Source organism: Pseudomonas sp. Z4-7 (assembly GCF_051131965.1).
In the GTDB taxonomy this organism is placed as follows: domain Bacteria; phylum Pseudomonadota; class Gammaproteobacteria; order Pseudomonadales; family Pseudomonadaceae; genus Aquipseudomonas.
Map to the genome: position 1 here is coordinate 1,973,579 of NZ_CP071642.1, position 21,799 is coordinate 1,995,377.

Below are 21,799 nucleotides of genomic sequence, written 5' to 3' on the forward strand. Positions count from 1 at the left end.
TACACTGCGCCGATCCAAATTCGACCGGGAGACGGGCATGGGCTGGGATCGGGCAACGCCGTTCATCATTGATCTTCAGGTGAATGCCGAAGATATCGACGGGCTGGGTCACGCCAATAATGCGGTGTACGTTACGTGGCTGGAGCGCTGCGCGTGGCGCCATTCCCAGCGCCTGGGCCTGGACCTGGTGGGGTACCGCCGGCTTGACCGGGCCATGGCGGTGGTGCGGCATGAGATCGATTACCTGGCAGCGGCCTATGAAGGCGACGAATTGCAGTTGGCGACCTGGATCGTGGACTGGGACCAGCGGCTGAAAATGACCCGGCACTTTCAACTGGTTCGCCCCAGTGATAACGCCACATTGCTGCGCGCCCAGACCACTTTTGTCTGCATCGAACTGTCCACCGGCAGGCCCAAGCGCATGCCGCCGGAGTTTATCGAGGGCTACGGCCCTGCGCTGAATCCATCCGGCATCCTTATAGACTGACCCACCGCTATCGCGAGCAAGCTCGCTCCCACAGTGAAATGTGGTGCACTCAGGCTTTATGGGCGCCCTCGGACCCTGTGGGAGCGAGCTTGCTCGCGATGACGGCGGTACATCCAACACATCTGCAGCTGACCCACCGCTATCGCGAGCAAGCTCGCTCCTACAGGTTTGGCGGTGGATTCCGATTCTGTGAAGGAAATCCGCTAAACTGCCGCACGTTTTTTCGTTGAGTGTGTTTTCCATGCAAATTGCCCTGGCGCCCATGGAGGGGTTGGTCGACAACATCCTGCGGGACGTCCTGACCCGTGTTGGCGGTATCGACTGGTGTGTCACCGAATTCATCCGCATAAACGACCGTCTGCTTACGCCGGCCTATTTTCACAAGCTTGGCCCCGAACTGCTGACCGGTGCCCGGACGGCTGCCGGCGTGCCGTTGCGGGTGCAATTGTTGGGTTCCGATCCGGTGTGCCTGGCGGAGAATGCGGCGCTGGCCTGTGAGCTGGGCTCGGAAGTCATCGACTTGAATTTTGGGTGCCCGGCCAAGGCCGTGAACAAATCCCGGGGCGGGGCGGTATTGCTCAAAGAACCGGAATTGCTCAACCGGATCGTCGAGCATGTCCGTCGCGCGGTGCCGAAAAACATTCCCGTCACCGCCAAGATGCGCCTGGGCTTCGACAGCCCGGACGGCGCGCTGGTCTGCGCCACGGCCCTGGCCGAGGGCGGAGCGGCGCACATCGTCGTGCATGCGCGGACCAAGGTTGATGGCTACAAGCCGCCGGCCCACTGGGAATGGATTCCGCGGGTCCAGGACGTGGTCAAGGTGCCGGTGTTTGCCAATGGCGATATCTGGAGCGTGGAAGACTGGCGTCGTTGCCGGGAAATCAGCGGCGTCGAAGACATCATGCTCGGCCGCGGCCTGGTTTCCCGCCCTGACCTGGCCCGGCAGATCGCCGCCGCCCGGGCCGGCGAGGAGGTGGTCGAGATGTCCTGGGCCGAACTGCAGCCGATGCTCCAGGACTTCTGGATGCAAGTGGTCGACCAACTGACGCCTCGCCAGGCACCCGGTCGGTTGAAGCAGTGGCTGGCGATGTTGACCCGCAACTACCCCGAAGCGGTCGAGCTTTTCGGCGCCCTGCGCCGGGAAACCGACCTGGACGCAGTGGGTCGTTTGCTGGGTGTGCAGCGCACGGAAGCGGCCTGAAAAAATTTCCGAAAAAAGCTCTTGAAAAGTATTTGGTGGTCCCTAGATAGGGAGTACGCGATGCCGAATTCGGGTCGCGGAGACAAGAAACCTTGCTGAACTTTCAGGAGATTTGAATCATGAGTACTGCATTTTCGCTGGCCCCTCTGTTCCGTTCCTCGGTGGGCTTCGACCGTTTCAACGACCTGTTCGAAACCGCCCTGCGTAACGAACCGGGCAGCAGCTATCCACCCTACAACGTGGAAAAACATGGCGATGACGAATACCGCATCGTAGTCGCCGCCGCCGGTTTCCGCGAAGAGGACCTGGACCTGCAAGTGGAAAAAGGTGTGCTGACCATCAGCGGCGGCAAGCGCGAGGCCAGCAACGACAGCGTCACCTTCCTGCACCAGGGCATCGCCCAGCGTGCGTTCAAGCTGTCCTTCCGGTTGGCGGATCATATCGAGATCAAATCCGCCGGCCTGAGCAACGGTCTGTTGAGCATCGACCTGTTGCGTGTGGTGCCGGAAGAGGCGAAAGCCAAGCGCATCCCGATCAACGGTGCGCAACAGCAAGCCGCGCTGGAAAATTGATACATCGCAGTTGAAGAAGGGCGCCGAATGGCGCCCTTTTTTGTCTTGGCAAGCAGTGAAGGATAAATTGTGGCGAGGGAGCTTGCTCCCGCTGGGCCGCGAAGCGGCCCCAAATGGTACGACTCAAACCGACCTGATACACCGAGGTGGCAGGTTTCAGGGCTGCTGCGCACCCCAGCGGGAGCAAGCTCCCTCGCCACAAAAGCTCCTAGCTAGGGCAACAACCGCTCGAACGCCTCCAGCGGCAACGGCCGGCTGTGCAGGTAACCCTGGTACAAATGACAATCGAGCCCCTGCAGGAACTTCAATTGCTCCAGCGTCTCGACGCCTTCGGCAATCATTTCCAGGTTCAGGCTGCGGGCCATGGCGACGATGGCGCGGATGATCTCGGCATCGTTGGGGTCACTGGTGGCGTCACGTACGAACGATTGGTCGATTTTCAGCGTGTCCACCGGCAGGCGCTTGAGGTAAGTCAGCGATGAATAACCGGTGCCGAAGTCGTCCATGGCAAAGCTCACCCCCAATTTCTTCAGGCGGCGCATCTTGCCAATGGTGTCGTCCAGGTTGTGGATCACGATGCCTTCGGTGATCTCCAACTTCAACAGGGAATAGGGCAGGCCATGGCTGGCGAGGCTGGTTTCGATGCGCTCGACGAAGTCGCTCTGGCGGAACTGCCGGGGGCTGATATTCACGCACAGTTTGAACCGTCGGGGGTCGACCTTGCCCTTGGCGATCAGTTGTTTGAAGCCGTCGCAGGCTTCGTCGAGGATCCAGGTGCCGACTTCCAGGATCAGGCCGCTGTCCTCCAGCACCTTGATGAACTCGTTGGGTGATTGCGCGCCCAGGTCCGGATGATGCCAGCGCACCAGCGCTTCGGCGCCGACGATGCGGTTGTCCCGGGCATCGACCTGTGGCTGGAAATGCACGCTGAACTCGTTGCGAGCCAGGGCCTGGCGCAGGTCGGTTTCCATGCGCAGCCGTTCGCTGGCAGCTTTTTGCATGGTGGCGTGGAACATCTGCGAGGTATTGCGTCCCGAATCCTTGGCGCGGTACAGGGCGATATCGGCGCGCTTGAGCAGGTCAGTGGGCGTGGAGCCGTGGTCCGGTATCAGCGCCATGCCGATGCTGGGGGTGACTTGCAGTCGTTGCCCATCGAGAAACATCGGCTCGGAAAGCAGTTCGCGAAGGGTGTCGGCCAGGGTCTGCACCTGCTGGCTGACCGCGCCGCGCGTGCCTTCCAGGCCGCTGAGCAGCACGACGAATTCATCGCCGCCCAGGCGCGCCACGGTATCTTCGAGGCGCACGCTGGCTTCGAGGCGCGCGGTGATGATCTTCAGCACCGTGTCGCCAACCGGATGGCCGAGCGAATCATTGATGTGCTTGAAATGGTCGAGGTCGAGGAACAGCAACGCCCCGCGCAGGTTATGGCGCTTGAGCAGGGCGATCTGCTGGCTGAGCCGGTCCAGCAGCAGCGCGCGGTTGGGCAGGTTGGTCAGCGGGTCGTGATAGGCGAGGTGACGGATCTGCGCCTCTGCGTTGCGCAGCAGGCTTACGTCACGGGCGGTCAGCAGCAGGCATGCGGTTTCGTTGAGCGTGATGGGCTCGACCGATACTTCCACCGTGAGGATTTCCCCGCGCTTGTTGCGCCCGAGCATTTCCTGGTGGAGAACGCGACCCTTGAGCTGCAATTCGGCCAGCAGCGCCGTCCGTTGCTTTTCTTCGGCCCAGATGCCGACCTCGTAGACGGTATGGCCGATGACTTCGTCGGCGCGGTAACCGGTCAGGCGACAGAAGCCATCGTTGACCTCAAGGTAGCGGCCGCTTTCGCATTCGGTAATGGTGATCGCGTCGGGGCTGGAGTGGAATGCCTTGGCGAATTTTTCCTCGCTGGCTTTCAGTGCCGCTTCGGAGCGTTGTTGCTGGGTGATGTCCCGCAGGGTGGTGACGATGCAGGGCTGGTTGCCGACACTGATCTGCCGGCTGGAGATCACGCAGGTCAGCGGCTGGCCGTTCTTGTGGTGGACGACGATGGCGACATTGCTCAGCGACTGCTCGCGGATGACCCGTTCGATGCGCTGCAGGCTGCTGCCCGAAGCTTCCCACAGGCCGATCTCGTCGGCGCTGCGGCCCAGCACATCATTGGCCGCCCAGCCGAATGTCTGGGTAAAACTGGAGTTTATTTCCAGGAACGTGCCGTCGTCCTGGTGGGTAAGGCAAATCGGATCGGGGCTGACCTGGAACAACGTGGCGAATTTTTCTTCCGAAGCCGCCAGGCTCTGTTCGCGCTCCACCTGGTCGGTGATGTCGAGCAAGGTGCCGGCCATGCGCAGCGGGCTGCCGTCGTCGTTGCGGTAGAGACGGGCGCGACTTTCCAGGTAACGCGAGCTGCCGTCCGGCAGTTGCACGCGGTAGGTCAGCTGGTAATTGCCCGCCGGGCCTTCACGCAGGCTGCGGTAGGCGTTGCGCATGTTGTTGCGTTCTTCGGTAGGCACGCCCTCGAAAAACGCATCGAACGATTCGTGAAACGCCTGGGGCTCCAGGCCATGGAGCTGCGCGGCCCGGGCCGAGCCGTAGAGCATGCCGCTGGGGATGTGCCAGTCCCAGGTACCCAGTTGCGCCGAGTCGAGGGCCAGGTCCAGGCGCTCCTGGCTGTCCTTGAGGGCCTGTTCGGCAAGTTTGCGTTCGGTGGTGTCGAGGAAGGTGCTCAGTAAATAAGGCTGGCCTTCGAGTTCGACTTTCTGGGCGCTGAGGATACCGTTGTGGACCTGGCCGTTACTGGCGCGGAATTGCACTTCCATGCTCACCAGCTCGCCCTTGGCCTTGGTGGCCTCTACCAGTTTGGCGCGCTGCGTGGGGTCGACCCACAGGCCCAGTTCCAGGGTGGTGCGGCCGATCACATTGTGGACCGGCCAGCCGAACAGGCTTTCGAAATACTGGTTGGCTTCGCTGATCAGCCCATCTTCCTGGCGGGTCAGCAGGACCATGTTCGGGCACAGGTGGAACAGTGTCGCGAAGCGTTTCTCCGAGCTGCGCAGCGCCTGTTCCCGTTCGCGCTGGTGGGTGATTTCGCGGATCACCCCGATCATGCGCGGGCGGCCATGCTTGTCGGGCAGTACGCTGCCACTGATTTCCAGCCAGTGCAGGCTGCCGTCGGGCCAGACGATGCGGTGGTGCATCGCCTGTTCCAACGGCACGCCGGACACGGCTGCATGGAAGGCCCGCACGGCCCTGGCCCGATCTTCGGGCAGCAGCAGGTCGAGGTAGTCGACGTCCGCCGGCAATGGCTGGCGCGGGTCGAAGCCGAACAACGCCTGGGTGCCTCGGGACCAGCTGATCTGGCCGGTATCGATGTCCCACGACCAGGCCCCCAGCCGCGCTCCGTTCAGGGCGGCGAGCAACTGTGGCGCGCTTTCCCAGCTTTGCTCCGACCGTTTCGGGTCGAGCGCCTGGATACGCGGCAGGGGCGGAGTATGGTCGGCGGGTTTGGGCATTCTCTAGCGGGCCTTGGGCGGTTGGGTGTTAGGCGCAGGCGTAATGGCCCTGTAGGAGTAGCACAACTTATGCCCTTGTCCCTGGCAGATCGATTTGTGCGTCCAATAGAGCCATGAAAGCCCGTGCAGCGTTCGACAGCGTCCTTTCGGTGTGCAGGATATAGCCTAGCTGGCGACTGAGCTGTATGCCCGGTAAAGGCACACGCGCCACTTGATCATCAAGCATCGTGCGCGGCAAAACGCTCCAGGCCAGGCCGATGGACACCATCATCTTTATGGTTTCCAGATAATTCGTGCTCATTGCGATGTTCGGCGTCAGGCCCTGGGCTTCGAACAGCCGCTGCACGATGTGATGGGTAAACGTGTTGCCTCCCGGGAAAACCGCCGGATGAAGGGCGATGTCCGCCAGGCTGACCGCGCTGTTTTCCAGCAGGGCGTGCTCCGGCGCCACCACGAAATCCAGCGGGTCGTCCCACACCGGCGTGGCCCGTACCAGCGTGTGGGGCTCGGGGGCCAGGGTGATGACCGCCAGTTCCGCCCGGCCGTGGAGAATTTCCTCGTAGGCCACTTCCGAATCCAGGAACTGAATATCCAGTGCCACCTGGGGGTAGCGTCGGGTGAACTCCCGCAATAGCGGTGGCAGGCGGTGCAAGCCGATGTGGTGGCTGGTGGCGAGGGTCAGGCGCCCGGTCACTTCGCCGGTCAGGTTGGTCAGGGCGCGGCGGGTGTCGTCCAGCACGTTGAGGATTTGATAGGCCCGTGGCAGCAGGGCCCGACCGGCTTCGGTCAGGCTCACTTCCCGGCCGAGACGGTCGAACAGGCGCACGTTGAGCTGCTGCTCGAGGCCGGCGATACGCTTGCTGATGGCCGGTTGCGTCAGGTGCAGGCGTTCACCGGCACCGGAAAAACTGCCGGTTTCAGCAATGGCAATAAAGGCATTGAGGTTGGCGAGGTCCATGGCGTTTCTGGTCGAATTCCAGTTGGTTATGCAAAGCATGAAAAATATGAATTTGAGTTATTTAATGTAGCCTCTTACCATCAGCCTCACAAGCCAAGGGGTTATTGATCCGCTCAGGACCCAGGGCATAGAAACAAGCTGATGAGGAAACCGTCTGATGGCCGGCAAAACGCTCTACGACAAGCTCTGGGATTCGCATTTGGTCAAGCAGCGCGACGATGGCTCTGCGCTGATCTACATCGACCGTCACATCATTCACGAAGTGACCTCGCCGCAAGCCTTCGAAGGTCTGCGTCTGGCCGGGCGCAAGCCTTGGCGCATCGATGCCAACATCGCGACCCCGGACCACAACGTGCCGACCACGCCGGAGCGCAAGGGTGGCATCGAAGCCATTGCCGACCAGGTTTCCCGCCTGCAAGTCCAGACCCTTGACGACAACTGTGATGAATACGGCATCGTCGAATTCAAGATGAATGACGTCCGCCAGGGCATCGTCCACGTGATCGGCCCGGAGCAGGGCGCGACCTTGCCGGGCATGACCGTGGTCTGTGGTGACTCGCATACTTCGACCCACGGCGCCTTCGGTGCGCTGGCGCATGGCATCGGTACTTCCGAGGTCGAGCACGTACTCGCCACCCAGTGCCTGGTCGCCAAGAAAATGAAAAACATGCTGGTGCGCGTCGAGGGCAAGCTGCCATTCGGCGTGACCGCCAAGGACATCGTCCTGGCCGTGATCGGCAAGATCGGCACCGCCGGCGGTAACGGCCACGCCATCGAATTCGCCGGTAGCGCGATCCGTGATTTGTCCGTCGAAGGCCGCATGACCATCTGCAACATGTCCATCGAAGCCGGCGCCCGCGTCGGCCTGGTGGCCGCCGATGAAAAAACCGTGGAATACGTCAAGGGCCGGCCGTTCTCCCCGAAAGGCGCCGAATGGGACATGGCGGTCGAAGCCTGGAAAGACCTGGTCTCCGACCCGGACGCCAGGTTCGACACCGTGGTCGAGCTCGACGCGACGCAGATCAAGCCGCAAGTCAGCTGGGGCACTTCGCCGGAAATGGTCCTCGCCGTGGACCAGAACGTGCCGGATCCGGCCAAGGAAATGGATCTGGTCAAGCGTGACTCCATCGTTCGCGCCTTGAAATACATGGGCCTGAGCGCCAACCAGGCGATCACCGACATTCAGCTCGACCGTGTGTTCATCGGTTCCTGCACCAACTCGCGGATCGAAGACTTGCGCGCCGCCGCCGTAATCGCCAAGGGCCGCAAGGTTGCCTCGACGATCAAGCAGGCGATCGTGGTGCCGGGCTCGGGGCTGGTGAAAGCCCAGGCCGAAGCGGAAGGGCTGGACAAGATTTTCCTCGAGGCCGGTTTCGAATGGCGCGAGCCAGGCTGCTCGATGTGCCTGGCGATGAACCCGGATCGCCTGGAGTCGGGCGAGCACTGCGCCTCGACGTCCAACCGAAACTTCGAAGGTCGCCAGGGCGCCGGTGGGCGTACGCACCTGGTGAGTCCGGCCATGGCCGCCGCCGCTGCCGTCAACGGCCGTTTTGTCGATGTCCGCGAATTGATCTGAAGGAGCGCAGCATGAAAGCTTTCACCCAGCACACCGGTCTTGTCGCGCCTTTGGATCGTGCCAACGTCGACACCGACCAGATCATCCCCAAGCAATTCCTGAAGTCCATCAAGCGCACCGGCTTCGGCCCGAACCTGTTTGACGAATGGCGTTACCTGGATGTGGGCCAGCCGTACCAGGACAACTCCAAGCGGCCGTTGAACAAGGACTTCGTGCTCAATGCCGAGCGTTACCAAGGCGCCAGCGTATTGCTCGCCCGCGAGAACTTCGGTTGCGGTTCGAGCCGCGAGCACGCGCCCTGGGCCCTGGAAGAGTACGGTTTTCGCAGCATCATCGCGCCGAGCTACGCCGACATCTTCTTCAACAACAGCTTCAAGAACGGCCTGCTGCCGATCATTCTCAGCGATGCCGAAGTGGACGAGCTGTTCCAGCAGGTCGAGGCCAACCCTGGCTATCAACTGCAGATCGACCTGGCGGCCCAGACGGTGACCCGTCCCGACGGCAAGGTGCTGGGTTTTGAAATCGACGCGTTCCGCAAGCATTGCCTGCTCAACGGCCTGGACGACATCGGCCTGACCCTGCAGGACGGCGAGGCGATTGCCGCGTTCGAAGCCAAGCACCGGGCGAGCCAGCCTTGGTTGTTTCGTGATGCTTGATTGAGGTGTGATTGATGTAGTCAGTGCTGGCCTCTTCGCGAGCAGGCTCGCTCCCACAGGGACGCCGCAATCCAGTGTGGGAGCGAGCCCGCTCGCGAAGACGGCGGTGCTGACACCACAAGGCTACAGCCCAAAAGGAAGTCCCTATGACCAGCACCGCCCACAGCCAAGTCGTACAAAAGCAATTCGGCGAACAGGCCTCGGCCTACCTGAGCAGCGCCGTGCACGCCCAGGGCGCCGAATTCGCGCTGCTGCAGGCCGAGCTGGCCGGTCACGCCAATGCCCGTGTGCTGGACCTGGGCTGTGGCGCCGGGCATGTGAGCTTCCATGTGGCCCCGGTGGCCGGCGAGGTGGTGGCCTACGACCTGTCCCAGCAGATGCTCGACGTGGTTGCCGCGGCGGCGGCCGAGCGTGGCCTGGGCAATATCGGCACGGTACATGGCGCCGCCGAGCGGCTGCCGTTCGCCGACGGCGAGTTCGACTTCGTGTTCAGCCGCTATTCGGCGCATCATTGGAGTGACCTGGGCCTGGCTTTGCGGGAAGTGCGCCGGGTGCTCAAGCCGGGCGGCGTAGCGGCGTTCATTGATATCCTGTCGCCGGGCATGCCGCTGCTCGATACCTACCTGCAAAGCGTCGAAGTGCTGCGGGACACCAGCCATGTGCGCGACTATTCGGCTGCCGAGTGGTTGCAGCAGGTCAGCGACGCGGGGCTGCACACCCGTAGCACCTCGCGCCAGCGTCTGCGCCTGGAATACCGTTCGTGGGTCGAGCGCATGCGTACTCCGGAGGTAATGCGGGCGGCGATTCTCGAGCTGCAGCGCTCGATGGGCGATGAAGTGCGTGAATATTTTCAGATTGAGGCCGATGGATCGTTCAGTACGGATGTACTGGTGCTGTGGGCCGAGCGATAGCATTTTTCCCGGCTAGCCCAAGGGCGCCGACAGTTAACGAGGAAAGCATGAGCAAGCAGATTCTGATTCTCCCAGGTGATGGCATCGGCCCGGAAATCATGGCCGAGGCGGTCAAGGTCCTGGAGTTGGCGAACGCCAAGTACGGCCTGGGTTTCGAACTCAGCCACGACGTGATCGGTGGCGCCGCCATCGACAAGCACGGCGTGCCGCTGGCCGATGAAACCCTGGACCGTGCCCGTGCCGCCGATGCCGTGCTGCTGGGCGCCGTGGGCGGGCCGAAATGGGACAAGATCGAACGCGACATCCGCCCCGAGCGCGGGCTGCTGAAGATTCGCGCGCAACTGGGCCTGTTCGGCAACCTGCGTCCGGCAATCCTTTATCCGCAACTGGCCGATGCATCGAGCTTGAAGCCAGAAATCGTTTCAGGCCTGGACATCCTCATCGTGCGTGAGCTGACCGGCGGTATCTACTTCGGTGCCCCGCGCGGTACCCGTGAGCTGGAAAACGGCGAGCGCCAGGCCTACGACACCCTGCCGTACAGCGAAAGCGAAATCCGCCGTATCGCCCGGGTCGGCTTCGACATGGCCCGCGTGCGTGGCAAGAAGCTGTGCTCGGTGGACAAGGCCAACGTGCTGGCGTCCAGCCAACTGTGGCGCGAAGTGGTCGAGCAGGTGGCCAAGGATTACCCGGACATCGAGCTGAGCCACATGTACGTCGACAACGCCGCGATGCAACTGGTGCGCGCGCCGAAGCAGTTCGACGTGATCGTCACGGACAACATGTTCGGCGACATCCTGTCCGACGAAGCGTCGATGCTCACCGGTTCCATCGGCATGCTGCCGTCGGCCTCCCTGGATGCCAACAACAAAGGCATGTACGAGCCGTGCCACGGTTCGGCGCCGGACATTGCCGGGCAGGGCATTGCCAACCCGTTGGCGACCATCCTGTCGGTGTCGATGATGCTGCGCTACAGCTTCAACTTGAACGATGCCGCCGACGCGATTGAAAAAGCCGTCAGCGTGGTCCTGGACCAGGGCTTGCGCACCGGTGACATCTGGTCACAAGGTTGCACCAAGGTCGGTACGCAGCAAATGGGCGATGCAGTAGTCGCCGCGCTGCGGAATCTGTAATCTTTCGGGCCCACTGCTTCGACGGTGGCCCACTTTTGTATAGGTGTAGTTGCGATGAAACGTGTAGGTCTGATCGGTTGGCGCGGCATGGTCGGTTCCGTGCTCATGCAGCGAATGCTGGAAGAGCAGGATTTCGATCTCATTGAGCCGGTGTTTTTCACCACCTCCAACGTCGGTGGCCAAGGCCCGTCCGTGGGCAAGGACACCGGTGTGCTCAAGGATGCCTACAGCATCGAAGAGCTCAAGACCCTCGACGTGATCCTGACCTGCCAGGGCGGCGACTACACCAGCGAAGTGTTCCCCAAGCTGCGTGAAGCCGGCTGGCAGGGTTACTGGATCGACGCCGCTTCCAGCCTGCGCATGCAGGATGACGCGGTGATCATCCTCGACCCGGTCAACCGCAAGGTCATTGACCAGCAGCTGGACGCGGGCACCAAGAACTACATCGGCGGCAACTGCACCGTCAGCCTGATGCTGATGGGGCTGGGCGGCCTGTTCGAGGCTGGCCTGGTCGAGTGGATGAGCGCCATGACCTATCAGGCGGCCTCCGGTGCCGGCGCGCAGAACATGCGCGAACTGATCAAGCAGATGGGCGCGACCCACGCCGCTGTCGCCGATGACCTGGCCAACCCGGCCAGCGCCATCCTCGACATCGATCGCAAGGTCGCCGAGGCGATGCGCAGCGATGCCTACCCGACCGAGAACTTCGGCGTGCCGCTGGCTGGCAGCCTGATCCCGTGGATCGACAAGGAACTGCCTAACGGCCAGAGCCGTGAAGAGTGGAAGGCCCAGGCCGAAACCAACAAGATTCTCGGTCGCTTCAAGAGCCCGATCCCGGTGGACGGCATCTGTGTGCGCATCGGCGCCATGCGTTGCCATAGCCAGGCGCTGACCATCAAGCTGAACAAGGACGTGCCGATCGCCGACATCGAAGGGCTGATCAGCCAGCACAACCCTTGGGTCAAGCTGGTGCCGAACAACCGCGAAACCAGCATTCAAGAGCTGAGCCCGACCAAGGTCACCGGCACCCTGAACGTGCCGGTGGGCCGTCTGCGCAAACTGAACATGGGTTCGCAATTCGTCGGCGCTTTCACCGTCGGCGACCAGCTGCTGTGGGGCGCGGCCGAACCGCTGCGCCGCATGCTGCGGATCCTGCTCGAGCGTTGATCGGTTGCTGCTGTTGAAGAGCCCGTGCCTTGCGAGAGGCACGGGTTTTTTTATATTGGTTTGGTGAAATCCCCGTGGCGAGGGAGCTTGCTCCCGCTGGGCTGCGCAGCAGCCCCAAAATTCTGGCGGTTGCTACGCAACCGAGCGGGAGCAAGCTCCCTCGCCACGAGTTCTCTTGTGTCCAATTGCTTGCCCGCCAACCACCCGGTAAAGTGCCGCTCCCCACGTTTTACCTGAGGTAGACCCATGAGCCAGTCCTTTGATATTGCCGTGATCGGCGCCACCGGTACTGTCGGCGAAACCCTGGTGCAGATCCTCGAAGAACGGGATTTTCCGATCGGCACCCTGCACCTGCTGGCGAGCAGTGAGTCGGCGGGGAGTTCGGTGCTGTTTCGCGGCAAGAACGTGCGGGTGCGCGAGGTCGATGAATTCGATTTCGGCAAGGTCCAACTGGTGTTCTTCGCCGCCGGCCCGGCGGTCACCCTGAGTTTTGCACCACGCGCCACGGCCGCCGGTTGTGCGCTGATCGACCTCTCCGGCGCGCTGCCGCCGGAGCAGGCGCCGCAGATCGTGCCAGAGGCCAACGCTCAGTTGCTGGCCGGCCTGAGCAAACCGTTCCAGGTCAGCAGCCCCAGCGCCTCGGCCACTGCGCTCGCCGTGGTGCTGGCGCCGCTGCGCGATTGCCTGGACCTGCAACGTATCAGCCTGACCGCCAGTCTCGCCGTCTCCGCCCAGGGGCGCGCAGCGGTGAGCGAGTTGGCGCGCCAGACCGCCGAGTTGCTCAATGCCCGTCCGCTGGAGCCGAAATTCTTCGATCGGCAGATGGCGTTCAACCTGCTGGCCCAGGTCGGTGTCCCGGATGAGCAGGGTCATACGCTGCTGGAGAAGCGCCTGGTCCGCGAGCTGCGCCAAGTGCTTGCGCAACCTTTGTTAAAGATTTCCGTCACTTGCATTCAAGCGCCGGTGTTTTTCGGCGATAGCTTTAGCGTGACCGTACAGTCCGCGAGCGCTGTTGACCTGGCGAAGGTCAACGCAGCCCTGGAGGCGGCGCCCGGCATTGAGCTGGTGGAGGCGGGTGACTACCCGACGCCGGTGGGCGATGCGGTCGGCCAGGATGTGGTTTATGTCGGGCGTGTGCGCGGTGGCGTGGACGATCCGGCGGAACTGAATCTGTGGCTGACGGCGGATAACGTGCGCAAGGGCGCGGCGCTCAATGCCGTGCAGGTGGCTGAGTTGTTGATAAAAGACTTGCTGTAAAAGATACTTGGCAACAATTTGTCGAATGAGTCTAGCTGGGCGCTATGCTTGGCCAGAGTGCTGAAGGCGAACCTCCTCCCCGGGGCGTCCTCGGGCATGAGTGAAACGATCGCGCGCGCCGTCGCTTCGGGGCTGCGCGCAATGCCTTACGGCAGCGGCATCAACACCTTCTCGCTGGCCGAGGAATGTTCAAACAAAGGAAGAGGCTATGGTTCAAGTTCGCAAACTGGTGTTAGCAATAGCGGCCGCCTCGGCGCTGTCCTCCGGTATGGCGCAAGCGCTCGGGCTCGGGGAGTTGACCCTGAAGTCGCCGCCGAACCAGCCTTTGGTCGCCGAGATCGAGCTGCTCGATGTCCAGCAACTGACCGCCGCCGAAGTCGTGCCGAGCCTGGCGCCCCCAGAAGAGTTCGCCAAGGCGGGCATTGACCGCCAAGCCTTCCTCAATGACCTGAGCTTCACCCCGGTGATCAACGCCAACGGCCGCAGTGTCCTGCGGGTGACGTCCAGCCGGCCGCTGTCCGAGCCGATGGTCAAGTTCCTGGTGCAGGTGATGTGGCCCAACGGCCGCTTGCTGCGCGACTACAGCGTGCTGCTCGATCCGTCCAAATTCTCGCCGCAGGCCGCCGATGCTGCGCGGGCGAAGCCGTCCCAAGCGGTTTCCACACCGGTCACCGGGGCCACCAAGCCGTCCCAATACACCACCACGCCGCGCGACACCCTGTGGGAAATCGCCGCCAAGGTGCGCAACGGTGGATCGGTGCAACAGACCATGCTGGCGATTCAGGCGCTGAACCCGAACGCCTTCATCAACGGCAATATCAACCTGCTCAAGACCGGCCAGGTGCTGCGCCTGCCGGATCCGGTGCAAAGCACGGCGCTGCCGCAACCCCAGGCCATCGCCGAAGTGGCTGCACAGAACGCCGCCTGGCGCCAGGGGCGTCGGGGTGTGGCGGGTAACGGCCGGCAGCAGTTGGACGCGACCAAGCGGGGCGCTGCCGAGGGCGCGCCAGCCCAGGCCGCCGCGCGCGACAACCTGAGCCTGGTTTCCGCCGAGTCGGCGAAGGCCGGCGCCAAGGGCAAGGGCGCTGCCGGTGATGCCCAGGCACTGAGCAACCAGCTTGCAGTGACCCAGGAAAGCCTTGATGCGGCTCGCCGCGACAACGAAGAACTGAAAAGCCGCATGGCCGACCTGCAGAGCCAATTGGACAAGCTGCAGCGTCTGATCGAACTGAAAAACAACCAGCTGGCGAAAATGCAGGCTGATGGCGCTGCTGTACCGCCTGCGGGCGAGTCGACCCCGACGATGTCGGCCGAGCTGACCCCGGCGCCGTCGGCGCAGCCACCGGCGCCAACACCAGCACCCGAGGCCGCCCCGGAAGCGACGCCGCCCGCCGCACCGGTCGAGCCGACACCTGCCGCTTCCGATGAAAAGAAATACAACGACCTGCTGACCAATCCGATCCTCCTGGGGCTGATTGGCGGCGGCGCGTTGATCCTGTTGCTGCTTCTGTTGCTGCTTGCCCGTCGCCGCAAGGCCCAGCAGGAAGCCGAGAAACATCTGCGCATGGCCCGAGCCCTCGAGGAGGAGGCCGACTTCTCCCCGGAGCTCGATCTGCCCCCGAGCAGCTTCGAGGGCATTGAGGTTCCACCACCTAGCGTAAAACTCGAACCCAAGCCAGCCCCGACGCCAGCGCCCAAGCCGGCTCCGGTGATTGCGCCAGTGATTGTCACGCCGCCCATTGCCGCACCGTTGGTGGCCCCGGCCGCCGATCGTTCCGACGACGTGCTGCCTCAGGCCCAGTCGCACATCGATCGCGGTCGTTTGAACCAGGCGGCCGATCTGCTGGAGCAGGGCATCAAGGCTGAGCCTCAGCGCAGCGATCTGCGTTTGAAGTTGATGGAGGTCTACGGCCAACAGGGCGATCGAGACGCCTTTGTGGCCCAGGAACGCCAACTGGTCGCCAATGGTGAAAACTACGCCCAGGTCGAACAGCTCAAGAGTCGTTTCCCGGCCATGGCGGTCGCCGCTGGCGCAGGCCTGGCGGCCGCAGCCGTGGCTGCCGAACTGGATGCGCAGTACGTCAAGGAACTGCTGGAAGACAAGCCGGCGACCGATGAAGAGCTCGACAACGCTTTTGACCTGAGCCTGGACGACTTTGATACGACGCCCGCAGCGCCGGCACCCGAGCCGCTCAACGAGCTGGACGCGTTTCCGGAAGACGATGACCTGAGTTTCGAGTCGGTGCTCAAGCAGCAGACCGAGGCCAACGAAAGCCTCGACGACCTGTCGGAGTTCGACCTGGACCTGGGCGCCGACGCTCCGGCACCCGCCCTGGAGGATGACGACTTCCTGCTGGGCCTGGAGGATGACCTCAAGGGTCTTGACGTCCCGGCTGCCGAAACGCCGGCCCTGAACGACACCCCGGCCGACGATCTTGAGCTGCCGGCGGATTTCGACCTGTCCCTGGCGGACGAAATGGATGCCCATGACCAGCCCAAGGATGCCTTCGAATCCGAGCTGGATGATGTCAACGCCGAGCTGGATCGTTTGTCCGACAGCCTCGGTCAGCCGACCTTCACGGCCGATGATGCCTTGGCGACTGCTGACGACGAGCCGGATTTCGACTTCCTCAGCGGCACCAACGAAGTGTCGACCAAGCTCGATCTGGCCCAGGCCTACATCGACATGGGCGACGACGATGGCGCCCGGGATATCCTGGGCGAGGTCCTCAACGAAGGCGATGCCACGCAGAAGAGTGAAGCGCAGGAAATGTTGTCACGCCTGGCTTGAGGTGATGGGGTAAACAACAACGGCAGCCGGTGAGGCTGCCGTTTTTGTTTGCAGGGGTTGGATGGTGTCTGGGCTGGCCTCATCGCGAGCAAGCTCGCTCCCACAGGTCGGTGCTCACTGGAGATCCCATGTGGGAGCGAGCTTGCTCGCGATGGCGCCAGTCGATTCCACGCAGAACCACCGGTTGCACTGGCATCGCGCCCCGCCCGCCTTATAATGCCCGCCTTTGCGTACCTCAGCAGGCTGTAATTCCTTGGCAAACATAGACAACCCGGCCGCAGAAATGGCGGCCGACGGCTTTTTCCGGATCGCCCTGGGCGTTGAATACAAAGGCTCGCGCTATCGCGGCTGGCAGCGTCAGGCCTCCGGTGTCCTGACGGTGCAGGAAACCCTTGAAAATGCCCTGTCCAAAGTCGCCGACTCGCCCGTGTCGCTACATTGCGCCGGGCGTACCGATGCCGGCGTGCATGCGTGCGGGCAGGTGGTGCATTTTGATACCCAGGTCGAGCGCTCGATGAAGGCGTGGGTCATGGGCGCCAATATCAACTTGCCGCACGATGTCAGCGTCAGTTGGGCCAAGGCCATGCCAGCGCATTTCCATGCCCGCTTCAAGGCCATCGCCCGGCGTTATCGCTATGTGATCTACAACGACCAGATCCGCCCGGCGCACCTGAACGAAGAAATCACCTGGAACCACCGCCCGCTGGACGTCGAACGCATGGCCGAGGCCGCGCAATATCTGGTCGGCGTCCACGACTTCAGCGCCTTCCGCGCCGGCCAATGCCAGGCCAAATCGCCGATCAAGGAGCTGCATCACTTGCGCGTGACCCGTCACGGCAAGATGATCGTGCTCGACATCCGTGCCAGCGCCTTCCTGCATCACATGGTGCGTAACATCGCCGGCGTGCTCATGACCATCGGCGCAGGCGAGCGACCGGTGGAGTGGATCAAGGAAGTGCTGGAAAGCCGCATCCGTCGTTCCGGAGGCGTCACGGCGCATCCGTTTGGCCTGTACCTGGTGCAGGTGGAATATCACGATGAGTTCGAACTGCCGGAGCGTTACATCGGGCCACATTTCCTGACAGGCTTCTCGGAACTCGACGGCTGACGCCTTCCGTTGCATTTGTTACCATCCGGGACTTTCATGGAATTGCCTGAGGTTTTCCCCATCATGCCGGTCGTTCGCAGCAAGATATGCGGGATCACTCGCGTCGAGGACGCGCTGGCGGCGGTCGAGGCCGGGGCGGACGCCATCGGGCTGGTGTTTTACGCCAAGAGTCCGCGGGCGGTGACGGTGCAGCAGGCGAGGGCGATCATCCAGGCCTTGCCGCCATTCGTGACGCCGGTCGGTCTGTTCGTCAACGCCAGCCGTTGCGAGCTGGGGGAGATACTCGATGCGGTGCCGTTGGCGCTGTTGCAGTTCCATGGCGACGAGACGCCAGCCGATTGTGAAGGCTGGCATCGCCCTTATATCAAGGCCCTGCGGGTCAAGGCCGGCGACGACATTTCCGCGGCTTGCGAGGCCTTTGCCGGTGCCAGCGGGATCTTGCTGGACACCTACGTCGAGGGCGTTCCCGGCGGGACCGGCGAAGCGTTCGACTGGTCGCTGGTCCCGCAAGATCTTGCCAAGCCGATCATCCTCGCCGGTGGCCTGACGGCGGACAACGTGGCGGCAGCCATTGCCCAGGTCCGCCCCTATGCGGTGGACGTCAGTGGTGGCGTGGAGCAGGCCAAGGGCCTCAAGGATCCGGCGAAGATTCGCGCATTCATGGCTGCTGTGCGCAGCAGCCAGTAGCCAATGTGACGGCTGGCAGACTGCCGCCGTCCATACCTGCACTGTACAAAGCAGGCAGGCGCCGCCTCCGGGCGGGCCGATAGCGTAGTGGCAATCGCCGTGCAGCGGTTGTCGGGATGGCAGGGGATGGTGGGGCTGGACGCAGGTCATGTTTCGCGCTGACCGCGACGGTCCGCAACCCTCGCCGCACAATGAATTTGAGCTCAAGGGCATACGCGGGGCCGCGAACCAGAGCGTTCGGGCCGCCGGTACTGGAGAAAGAAGCATGAGCAACTGGTTGGTAGACAAACTGATCCCTTCGATCATGCGTTCCGAGGTGAAGAAAAGCTCGGTGCCTGAAGGTCTGTGGCACAAATGTCCATCCTGCGAAGCGGTGCTTTACCGCCCCGAGCTGGAAAAGACCCTGGACGTTTGCCCCAAGTGCAACCACCACATGCGCATCGGCGCGCGTGCCCGTATCGATATTTTCCTCGACGCCGAAGGCCGCGTTGAACTGGGCGCCGAACTGGAGCCCGTGGACCGCCTGAAATTCCGCGACGGCAAGAAATACAAGGACCGCCTGACCGCCGCCCAGAAACAGACCGGCGAAAAAGACGCGCTGGTGTCCATGAGCGGTACCCTGCTGGGCATGCCGGTGGTGGTGTCGGCGTTCGAGTTCTCCTTCATGGGCGGTTCCATGGGCGCGATCGTCGGCGAGCGCTTCGTTCGCGCGGCCAACCACGCCCTGGAAAACCGTTGCCCGATGATCTGCTTCGCCGCATCCGGCGGTGCGCGGATGCAGGAAGCGCTAATCTCGCTGATGCAAATGGCCAAGACCTCCGCGGTGCTGGCGCGTCTGCGTGAAGAAGGCATTCCGTTCATTTCGGTACTGACCGACCCGGTCTACGGCGGCGTCTCCGCCAGCCTGGCGATGCTCGGTGACGTGATCGTCGGCGAGCCGAAAGCGCTGATCGGCTTTGCCGGCCCTCGCGTGATCGAACAGACCGTGCGTGAAAAACTGCCGGAAGGTTTCCAGCGCAGTGAATTCCTGCTTGAGCACGGTGCCATCGACATGATCATTCACCGTCAGGAACTGCGCCCGCGCCTGGGCAACCTGCTGGCGCAACTGATGGGCCTGCCGACGCCGAAGTTCGTCGCCACGCCTATCGAGCCGATCGTGGTTCCGCCGGTGCCTGCAGGCCTATGACCCAACGTACCCTGGGCGACTGGCTTGCCTACCTTGAGCAGTTGCATCCATCCGCCATCGACATGGGGTTGGAGCGCTCGCAAGCGGTAGCGTCCCGCATGGGACTGGCCAGGCCGGCGCCCCGGGTCATCACGGTTACCGGCACCAATGGCAAGGGTTCGACCTGCGCCTTCCTGGCTTCGCTGTTGCGGGGCCAGGGCCTGAGTGTCGGTGTCTACAGTTCGCCGCACCTGCTGCGCTACAACGAGCGGGTGCAGGTCAATGGCATCGAAGCCTCTGATGCCGAGCTGTGCGAAGCCTTCGCGGCGGTGGAAGCCGGGCGGGGCGAGACTTCCCTGACGTATTTCGAAATGGGCACGCTGGCGGCGTTCTGGCTGTTCGCCCGCGCCGGCCTGGATGCGGTCGTGCTGGAAGTCGGCCTGGGCGGGCGGCTGGACGCGGTCAACCTGGTGGATGCGGACATCGCGCTGGTCACCAGTATCGGCGTGGACCATGCCGATTACCTGGGCGATACCCGCGAATCCGTGGCTTACGAGAAAGCCGGCATCTTCCGCCCGGGCGCGCCTGCGCTGTGTGGCGACCTTGATCCACCGCAGCCCTTGCTCGACAAGGTTCGCGAGCTTGATTGCCGATTTTTTCTGCGTGGGCGGGATTTCGACCTGGCCATGACCGAGCAGCACTGGCAATGGCGCGGCAGTGACGCCAAGGGCAACCCGGTGGAGCTGCATGACCTGCCGCTCCTGGACCTGCCGATGGAAAATGCTGCGCTGGCGCTTCAGGCCTATTTGCTCGCGGATCTGCCGTGGGACGCGGAACGGATTGTCCAGGCGTTGCAGGCGACTCGCGTCGTCGGTCGTCTTGATCGTCGTTCGTTCGATTGGCGGGGCAAGCGTCTCAACCTGCTGCTCGATGTCGGCCACAACCCCCATGCGGCCCAGTACCTGGCGGAGCGTCTGGCGCGGCGGCCGGTGCCGGGCAAGCGCCTGGCGGTGTTCGGGCTGCTGTCCGACAAGGACCTCGATGGCGTGGTCGATGCCATGGATGCTACTGTCCAGCACTGGGCCGTCGCTCCGCTGGATTCGCCGCGTTCCCGTCCGGCCAGCGAGTTGCAGGCAGCCTTGCAGGGTCGTGGCGCTTCGGTTGATGCTTACGCCAGTGTGGCCGACGCGCTGGAAGGACAGTGCGCCCTGGCGACGGCCGACGATGAGATTCTGTTGTTCGGATCATTTTTTTGCGTAGCCGAGGCCCTTCAATGGTTGGCCCGGCGCTCCTCGGAGGAAGCTGCAGATGGCATTGCTGGATAAGGCGTACAAGCAGCGCATGGTCGGGGCCCTGGTGTTGGTGGCCCTGGCGGTGATCTTCCTGCCGATGCTGTTTTCCCGTCAGGACGAGCAGCGCCAGGTCACGGTTGATGCACCTGCTGCGCCCCAGGCGCCCGCCGTGCCGCCGGTGCAGGTCGAACCGGTGGCGGTGCCCGAGCCGCAAGCATTGCCTCAGGAACCTGTTCCGAGTGACGAGGAACTGGCTCAGGAACCTGCCGCGCCGTCTGCGCCCATTGCGCCCGCGCCGACCGCACCGGCTCCGGCCACGCCGAGCAAACCGGCTGCCGCGCCGACGCCTGTTCCAGCAGCGCCGGCAGTCAAGCCAGCCCCGACCCAACCGATCACGGCGGCACCGAAACCGGACACCACGCAAAGCCGCGTCGATGCCAATGGCCTGTCGGTCAGTTGGTCGGTGCAACTGGCCAGCCTGACCAGCCGCGAAAGCGCGGAAAAACTGCAGAAGAACCTGCGCAGCCAGGGTTACAACGCCTATATCCGTTCCGCCGATGGCAAAAATCGGGTGTTTGTCGGTCCGCTGATCGAGCGTGCCGAGGCTGACCGCCTGCGCGACTTGCTCAATCGCCAGCAAAACCTCAAGGGTTTCGTGGTGCGCTTCCAGCCGGAGCGTGGTTGAACGCCATTTGGCTGATTTGAATCACGCAGCTTACCGACAGCCCTGCGCTCTGCTAAAATGCGCCGCCTTATCCGTCTGTAGGCTGCACCGTGCCATTTACCTGGGTTGACTGGGCGATCGTTGCAATCGTCGCCATCTCTGCATTGATCAGTCTGAGTCGCGGCTTCGTCAAGGAAGCGCTCTCGCTGCTGACCTGGATCATTGCGGGAGTCGTGGCCTGGATGTTTGGTGGCTCGCTGTCCCAGTACCTCGCCGGATACATCGAAACACCGTCGGCCCGCGTCATCGCAGGCTGTGCCATCTTGTTTATCGCCACCTTGCTGGTTGGCGCAATGATCAATTATCTGATCGGCGAACTGATTCGCGTCACCGGGCTTTCCGGGACGGACCGGTTCCTGGGCATGGCCTTCGGCGCGGCGCGTGGCGCGTTGCTGGTGGTCGTGGCCGTCGGGCTGTTGAGCCTGGGGCCGGTACAGCAGGATACGTGGTGGCAGGAGTCCCGGCTCGTGCCACAATTTCTATTGGTCGCAGACTGGTCCAAGAACCTGATCCTGGGTTGGAGCAGTCAGTGGCTTGCCAGCGGTATCAGCGTACCCGCTGAAATACCGTTCAAGGAACAGCTCTTGCCGATGGCCAAAACGCCGCAGTGAGTGTTGTTCAGTTCA

General features: G+C 63.0%; 18 protein-coding genes. 16 read left to right on the forward strand and 2 right to left on the reverse strand.

The window, feature by feature from the left end; genetic code table 11:
- Positions 1–37: 37 nt before the first annotated feature.
- The 3 genes from J3P91_RS08855 (at position 38) to J3P91_RS08865 (ending at position 2,260) form a co-directional block, all read left to right on the forward strand.
- Positions 38–487 (forward strand): acyl-CoA thioesterase, encoded by a 450-nt coding sequence (locus J3P91_RS08855; protein ID WP_434603475.1) that lies wholly within the window; start codon positions 38–40, stop codon positions 485–487.
- Positions 488–728: 241 nt separating this feature from the next.
- A complete protein-coding gene (locus tag J3P91_RS08860) occupies positions 729–1,688 on the forward strand; it encodes a tRNA dihydrouridine synthase (RefSeq protein WP_434603477.1) in 960 nt (319 codons plus the stop codon).
- A gap of 119 nt (positions 1,689–1,807) precedes the next feature.
- Positions 1,808–2,260 carry an Hsp20 family protein gene (locus J3P91_RS08865; protein ID WP_434569217.1) on the forward strand — a complete coding sequence of 151 codons (453 nt, stop codon included), beginning with the start codon at positions 1,808–1,810 and terminating at the stop codon, positions 2,258–2,260.
- A gap of 212 nt (positions 2,261–2,472) precedes the next feature.
- Here J3P91_RS08865 and J3P91_RS08870 read toward each other — a convergent pair whose 3' ends face one another.
- On the reverse strand, positions 2,473–5,751 hold the full coding sequence (locus tag J3P91_RS08870) for an EAL domain-containing protein (protein ID WP_434603479.1): 3,279 nt from the start codon (positions 5,749–5,751) through the stop codon (positions 2,473–2,475).
- Between the two features lie 67 nt (positions 5,752–5,818).
- Positions 5,819–6,709, reverse strand: coding sequence for a LysR family transcriptional regulator (locus tag J3P91_RS08875; RefSeq protein WP_434569215.1), 891 nt, complete (start codon positions 6,707–6,709; stop codon positions 5,819–5,821).
- Between the two features lie 157 nt (positions 6,710–6,866).
- Here J3P91_RS08875 and leuC point away from each other — a divergent pair, with 157 nt between their 5' ends.
- The 13 genes from leuC (at position 6,867) to J3P91_RS08940 (ending at position 21,784) form a co-directional block, all read left to right on the forward strand.
- The gene (leuC, locus tag J3P91_RS08880; RefSeq protein WP_305495827.1) at positions 6,867–8,285 is read left to right on the forward strand and encodes a 3-isopropylmalate dehydratase large subunit; all 1,419 of its coding nucleotides are present in this window, start codon (positions 6,867–6,869) and stop codon (positions 8,283–8,285) included.
- Between the two features lie 11 nt (positions 8,286–8,296).
- Positions 8,297–8,941 (forward strand): 3-isopropylmalate dehydratase small subunit, encoded by a 645-nt coding sequence (leuD, locus tag J3P91_RS08885; protein WP_030142033.1) that lies wholly within the window; start codon positions 8,297–8,299, stop codon positions 8,939–8,941.
- A 146-nt stretch (positions 8,942–9,087) separates the two neighbouring features.
- A complete protein-coding gene (locus J3P91_RS08890; RefSeq protein ID WP_434603481.1) occupies positions 9,088–9,852 on the forward strand; it encodes a class I SAM-dependent methyltransferase in 765 nt (254 codons plus the stop codon).
- A 47-nt stretch (positions 9,853–9,899) separates the two neighbouring features.
- Positions 9,900–10,982, forward strand: a complete 1,083-nt coding sequence (gene leuB / locus J3P91_RS08895; protein ID WP_434603483.1) for a 3-isopropylmalate dehydrogenase — start codon at positions 9,900–9,902, stop codon at positions 10,980–10,982.
- A 54-nt stretch (positions 10,983–11,036) separates the two neighbouring features.
- Positions 11,037–12,149, forward strand: a complete 1,113-nt coding sequence (asd, locus tag J3P91_RS08900) for an aspartate-semialdehyde dehydrogenase (RefSeq protein WP_434569212.1) — start codon at positions 11,037–11,039, stop codon at positions 12,147–12,149.
- A gap of 246 nt (positions 12,150–12,395) precedes the next feature.
- Entirely contained in the window at positions 12,396–13,406 is a 1,011-nt protein-coding gene (locus J3P91_RS08905) for an aspartate-semialdehyde dehydrogenase (protein ID WP_434603485.1), read from the forward strand.
- Positions 13,407–13,614: 208 nt separating this feature from the next.
- Positions 13,615–16,197, forward strand: a complete 2,583-nt coding sequence (locus J3P91_RS08910) for a FimV/HubP family polar landmark protein (RefSeq protein ID WP_434603487.1) — start codon at positions 13,615–13,617, stop codon at positions 16,195–16,197.
- A 283-nt stretch (positions 16,198–16,480) separates the two neighbouring features.
- Positions 16,481–17,305, forward strand: coding sequence for a tRNA pseudouridine(38-40) synthase TruA (gene truA, locus J3P91_RS08915; RefSeq protein ID WP_434605041.1), 825 nt, complete (start codon positions 16,481–16,483; stop codon positions 17,303–17,305).
- 63 nt (positions 17,306–17,368) lie between these two features.
- Positions 17,369–17,992, forward strand: coding sequence for a phosphoribosylanthranilate isomerase (locus J3P91_RS08920; protein ID WP_434603489.1), 624 nt, complete (start codon positions 17,369–17,371; stop codon positions 17,990–17,992).
- Positions 17,993–18,257: 265 nt separating this feature from the next.
- Positions 18,258–19,178 carry an acetyl-CoA carboxylase, carboxyltransferase subunit beta gene (gene accD / locus J3P91_RS08925; RefSeq protein ID WP_434569208.1) on the forward strand — a complete coding sequence of 307 codons (921 nt, stop codon included), beginning with the start codon at positions 18,258–18,260 and terminating at the stop codon, positions 19,176–19,178.
- A complete protein-coding gene (gene folC, locus J3P91_RS08930; protein ID WP_434603491.1) occupies positions 19,175–20,482 on the forward strand; it encodes a bifunctional tetrahydrofolate synthase/dihydrofolate synthase in 1,308 nt (435 codons plus the stop codon). The genes accD and folC overlap by 4 nt, the downstream gene beginning before the upstream one ends.
- Positions 20,466–21,134: an SPOR domain-containing protein gene (locus J3P91_RS08935; RefSeq protein ID WP_434603493.1), complete on the forward strand. Its 669-nt coding sequence runs from the start codon at positions 20,466–20,468 to the stop codon at positions 21,132–21,134. The genes folC and J3P91_RS08935 overlap by 17 nt, the downstream gene beginning before the upstream one ends.
- Positions 21,135–21,223: 89 nt before the next feature.
- Positions 21,224–21,784 (forward strand): CvpA family protein, encoded by a 561-nt coding sequence (locus J3P91_RS08940; protein ID WP_039593931.1) that lies wholly within the window; start codon positions 21,224–21,226, stop codon positions 21,782–21,784.
- Positions 21,785–21,799: the final 15 nt, after the last annotated feature.

Bases quoted from the DNA above. Each gene is read 5' to 3' on its own strand.
- asd (WP_434569212.1), top strand. From the start codon at position 11,037: ATGAAACGTGTAGGTCTGATCGGTTGGCGCGGCATGGTCGGTTCCGTG.
- J3P91_RS08920 (WP_434603489.1), top strand. From the start codon at position 17,369: ATGCCGGTCGTTCGCAGCAAGATATGCGGGATCACTCGCGTCGAGGAC.
- leuC (WP_305495827.1), top strand. From the start codon at position 6,867: ATGGCCGGCAAAACGCTCTACGACAAGCTCTGGGATTCGCATTTGGTC.
- J3P91_RS08890 (WP_434603481.1), top strand. From the start codon at position 9,088: ATGACCAGCACCGCCCACAGCCAAGTCGTACAAAAGCAATTCGGCGAA.
- J3P91_RS08910 (WP_434603487.1), top strand. From the start codon at position 13,615: ATGGTTCAAGTTCGCAAACTGGTGTTAGCAATAGCGGCCGCCTCGGCG.
- J3P91_RS08855 (WP_434603475.1), top strand. From the start codon at position 38: ATGGGCTGGGATCGGGCAACGCCGTTCATCATTGATCTTCAGGTGAAT.
- J3P91_RS08860 (WP_434603477.1), top strand. From the start codon at position 729: ATGCAAATTGCCCTGGCGCCCATGGAGGGGTTGGTCGACAACATCCTG.
- leuD (WP_030142033.1), top strand. From the start codon at position 8,297: ATGAAAGCTTTCACCCAGCACACCGGTCTTGTCGCGCCTTTGGATCGT.
- truA (WP_434605041.1), top strand. From the start codon at position 16,481: ATGGCGGCCGACGGCTTTTTCCGGATCGCCCTGGGCGTTGAATACAAA.
- J3P91_RS08865 (WP_434569217.1), top strand. From the start codon at position 1,808: ATGAGTACTGCATTTTCGCTGGCCCCTCTGTTCCGTTCCTCGGTGGGC.
- J3P91_RS08870 (WP_434603479.1), bottom strand. From the start codon at position 5,751: ATGCCCAAACCCGCCGACCATACTCCGCCCCTGCCGCGTATCCAGGCG.
- accD (WP_434569208.1), top strand. From the start codon at position 18,258: ATGAGCAACTGGTTGGTAGACAAACTGATCCCTTCGATCATGCGTTCC.
- J3P91_RS08875 (WP_434569215.1), bottom strand. From the start codon at position 6,709: ATGGACCTCGCCAACCTCAATGCCTTTATTGCCATTGCTGAAACCGGC.
- folC (WP_434603491.1), top strand. From the start codon at position 19,175: ATGACCCAACGTACCCTGGGCGACTGGCTTGCCTACCTTGAGCAGTTG.
- J3P91_RS08905 (WP_434603485.1), top strand. From the start codon at position 12,396: ATGAGCCAGTCCTTTGATATTGCCGTGATCGGCGCCACCGGTACTGTC.
- leuB (WP_434603483.1), top strand. From the start codon at position 9,900: ATGAGCAAGCAGATTCTGATTCTCCCAGGTGATGGCATCGGCCCGGAA.
- J3P91_RS08935 (WP_434603493.1), top strand. From the start codon at position 20,466: ATGGCATTGCTGGATAAGGCGTACAAGCAGCGCATGGTCGGGGCCCTG.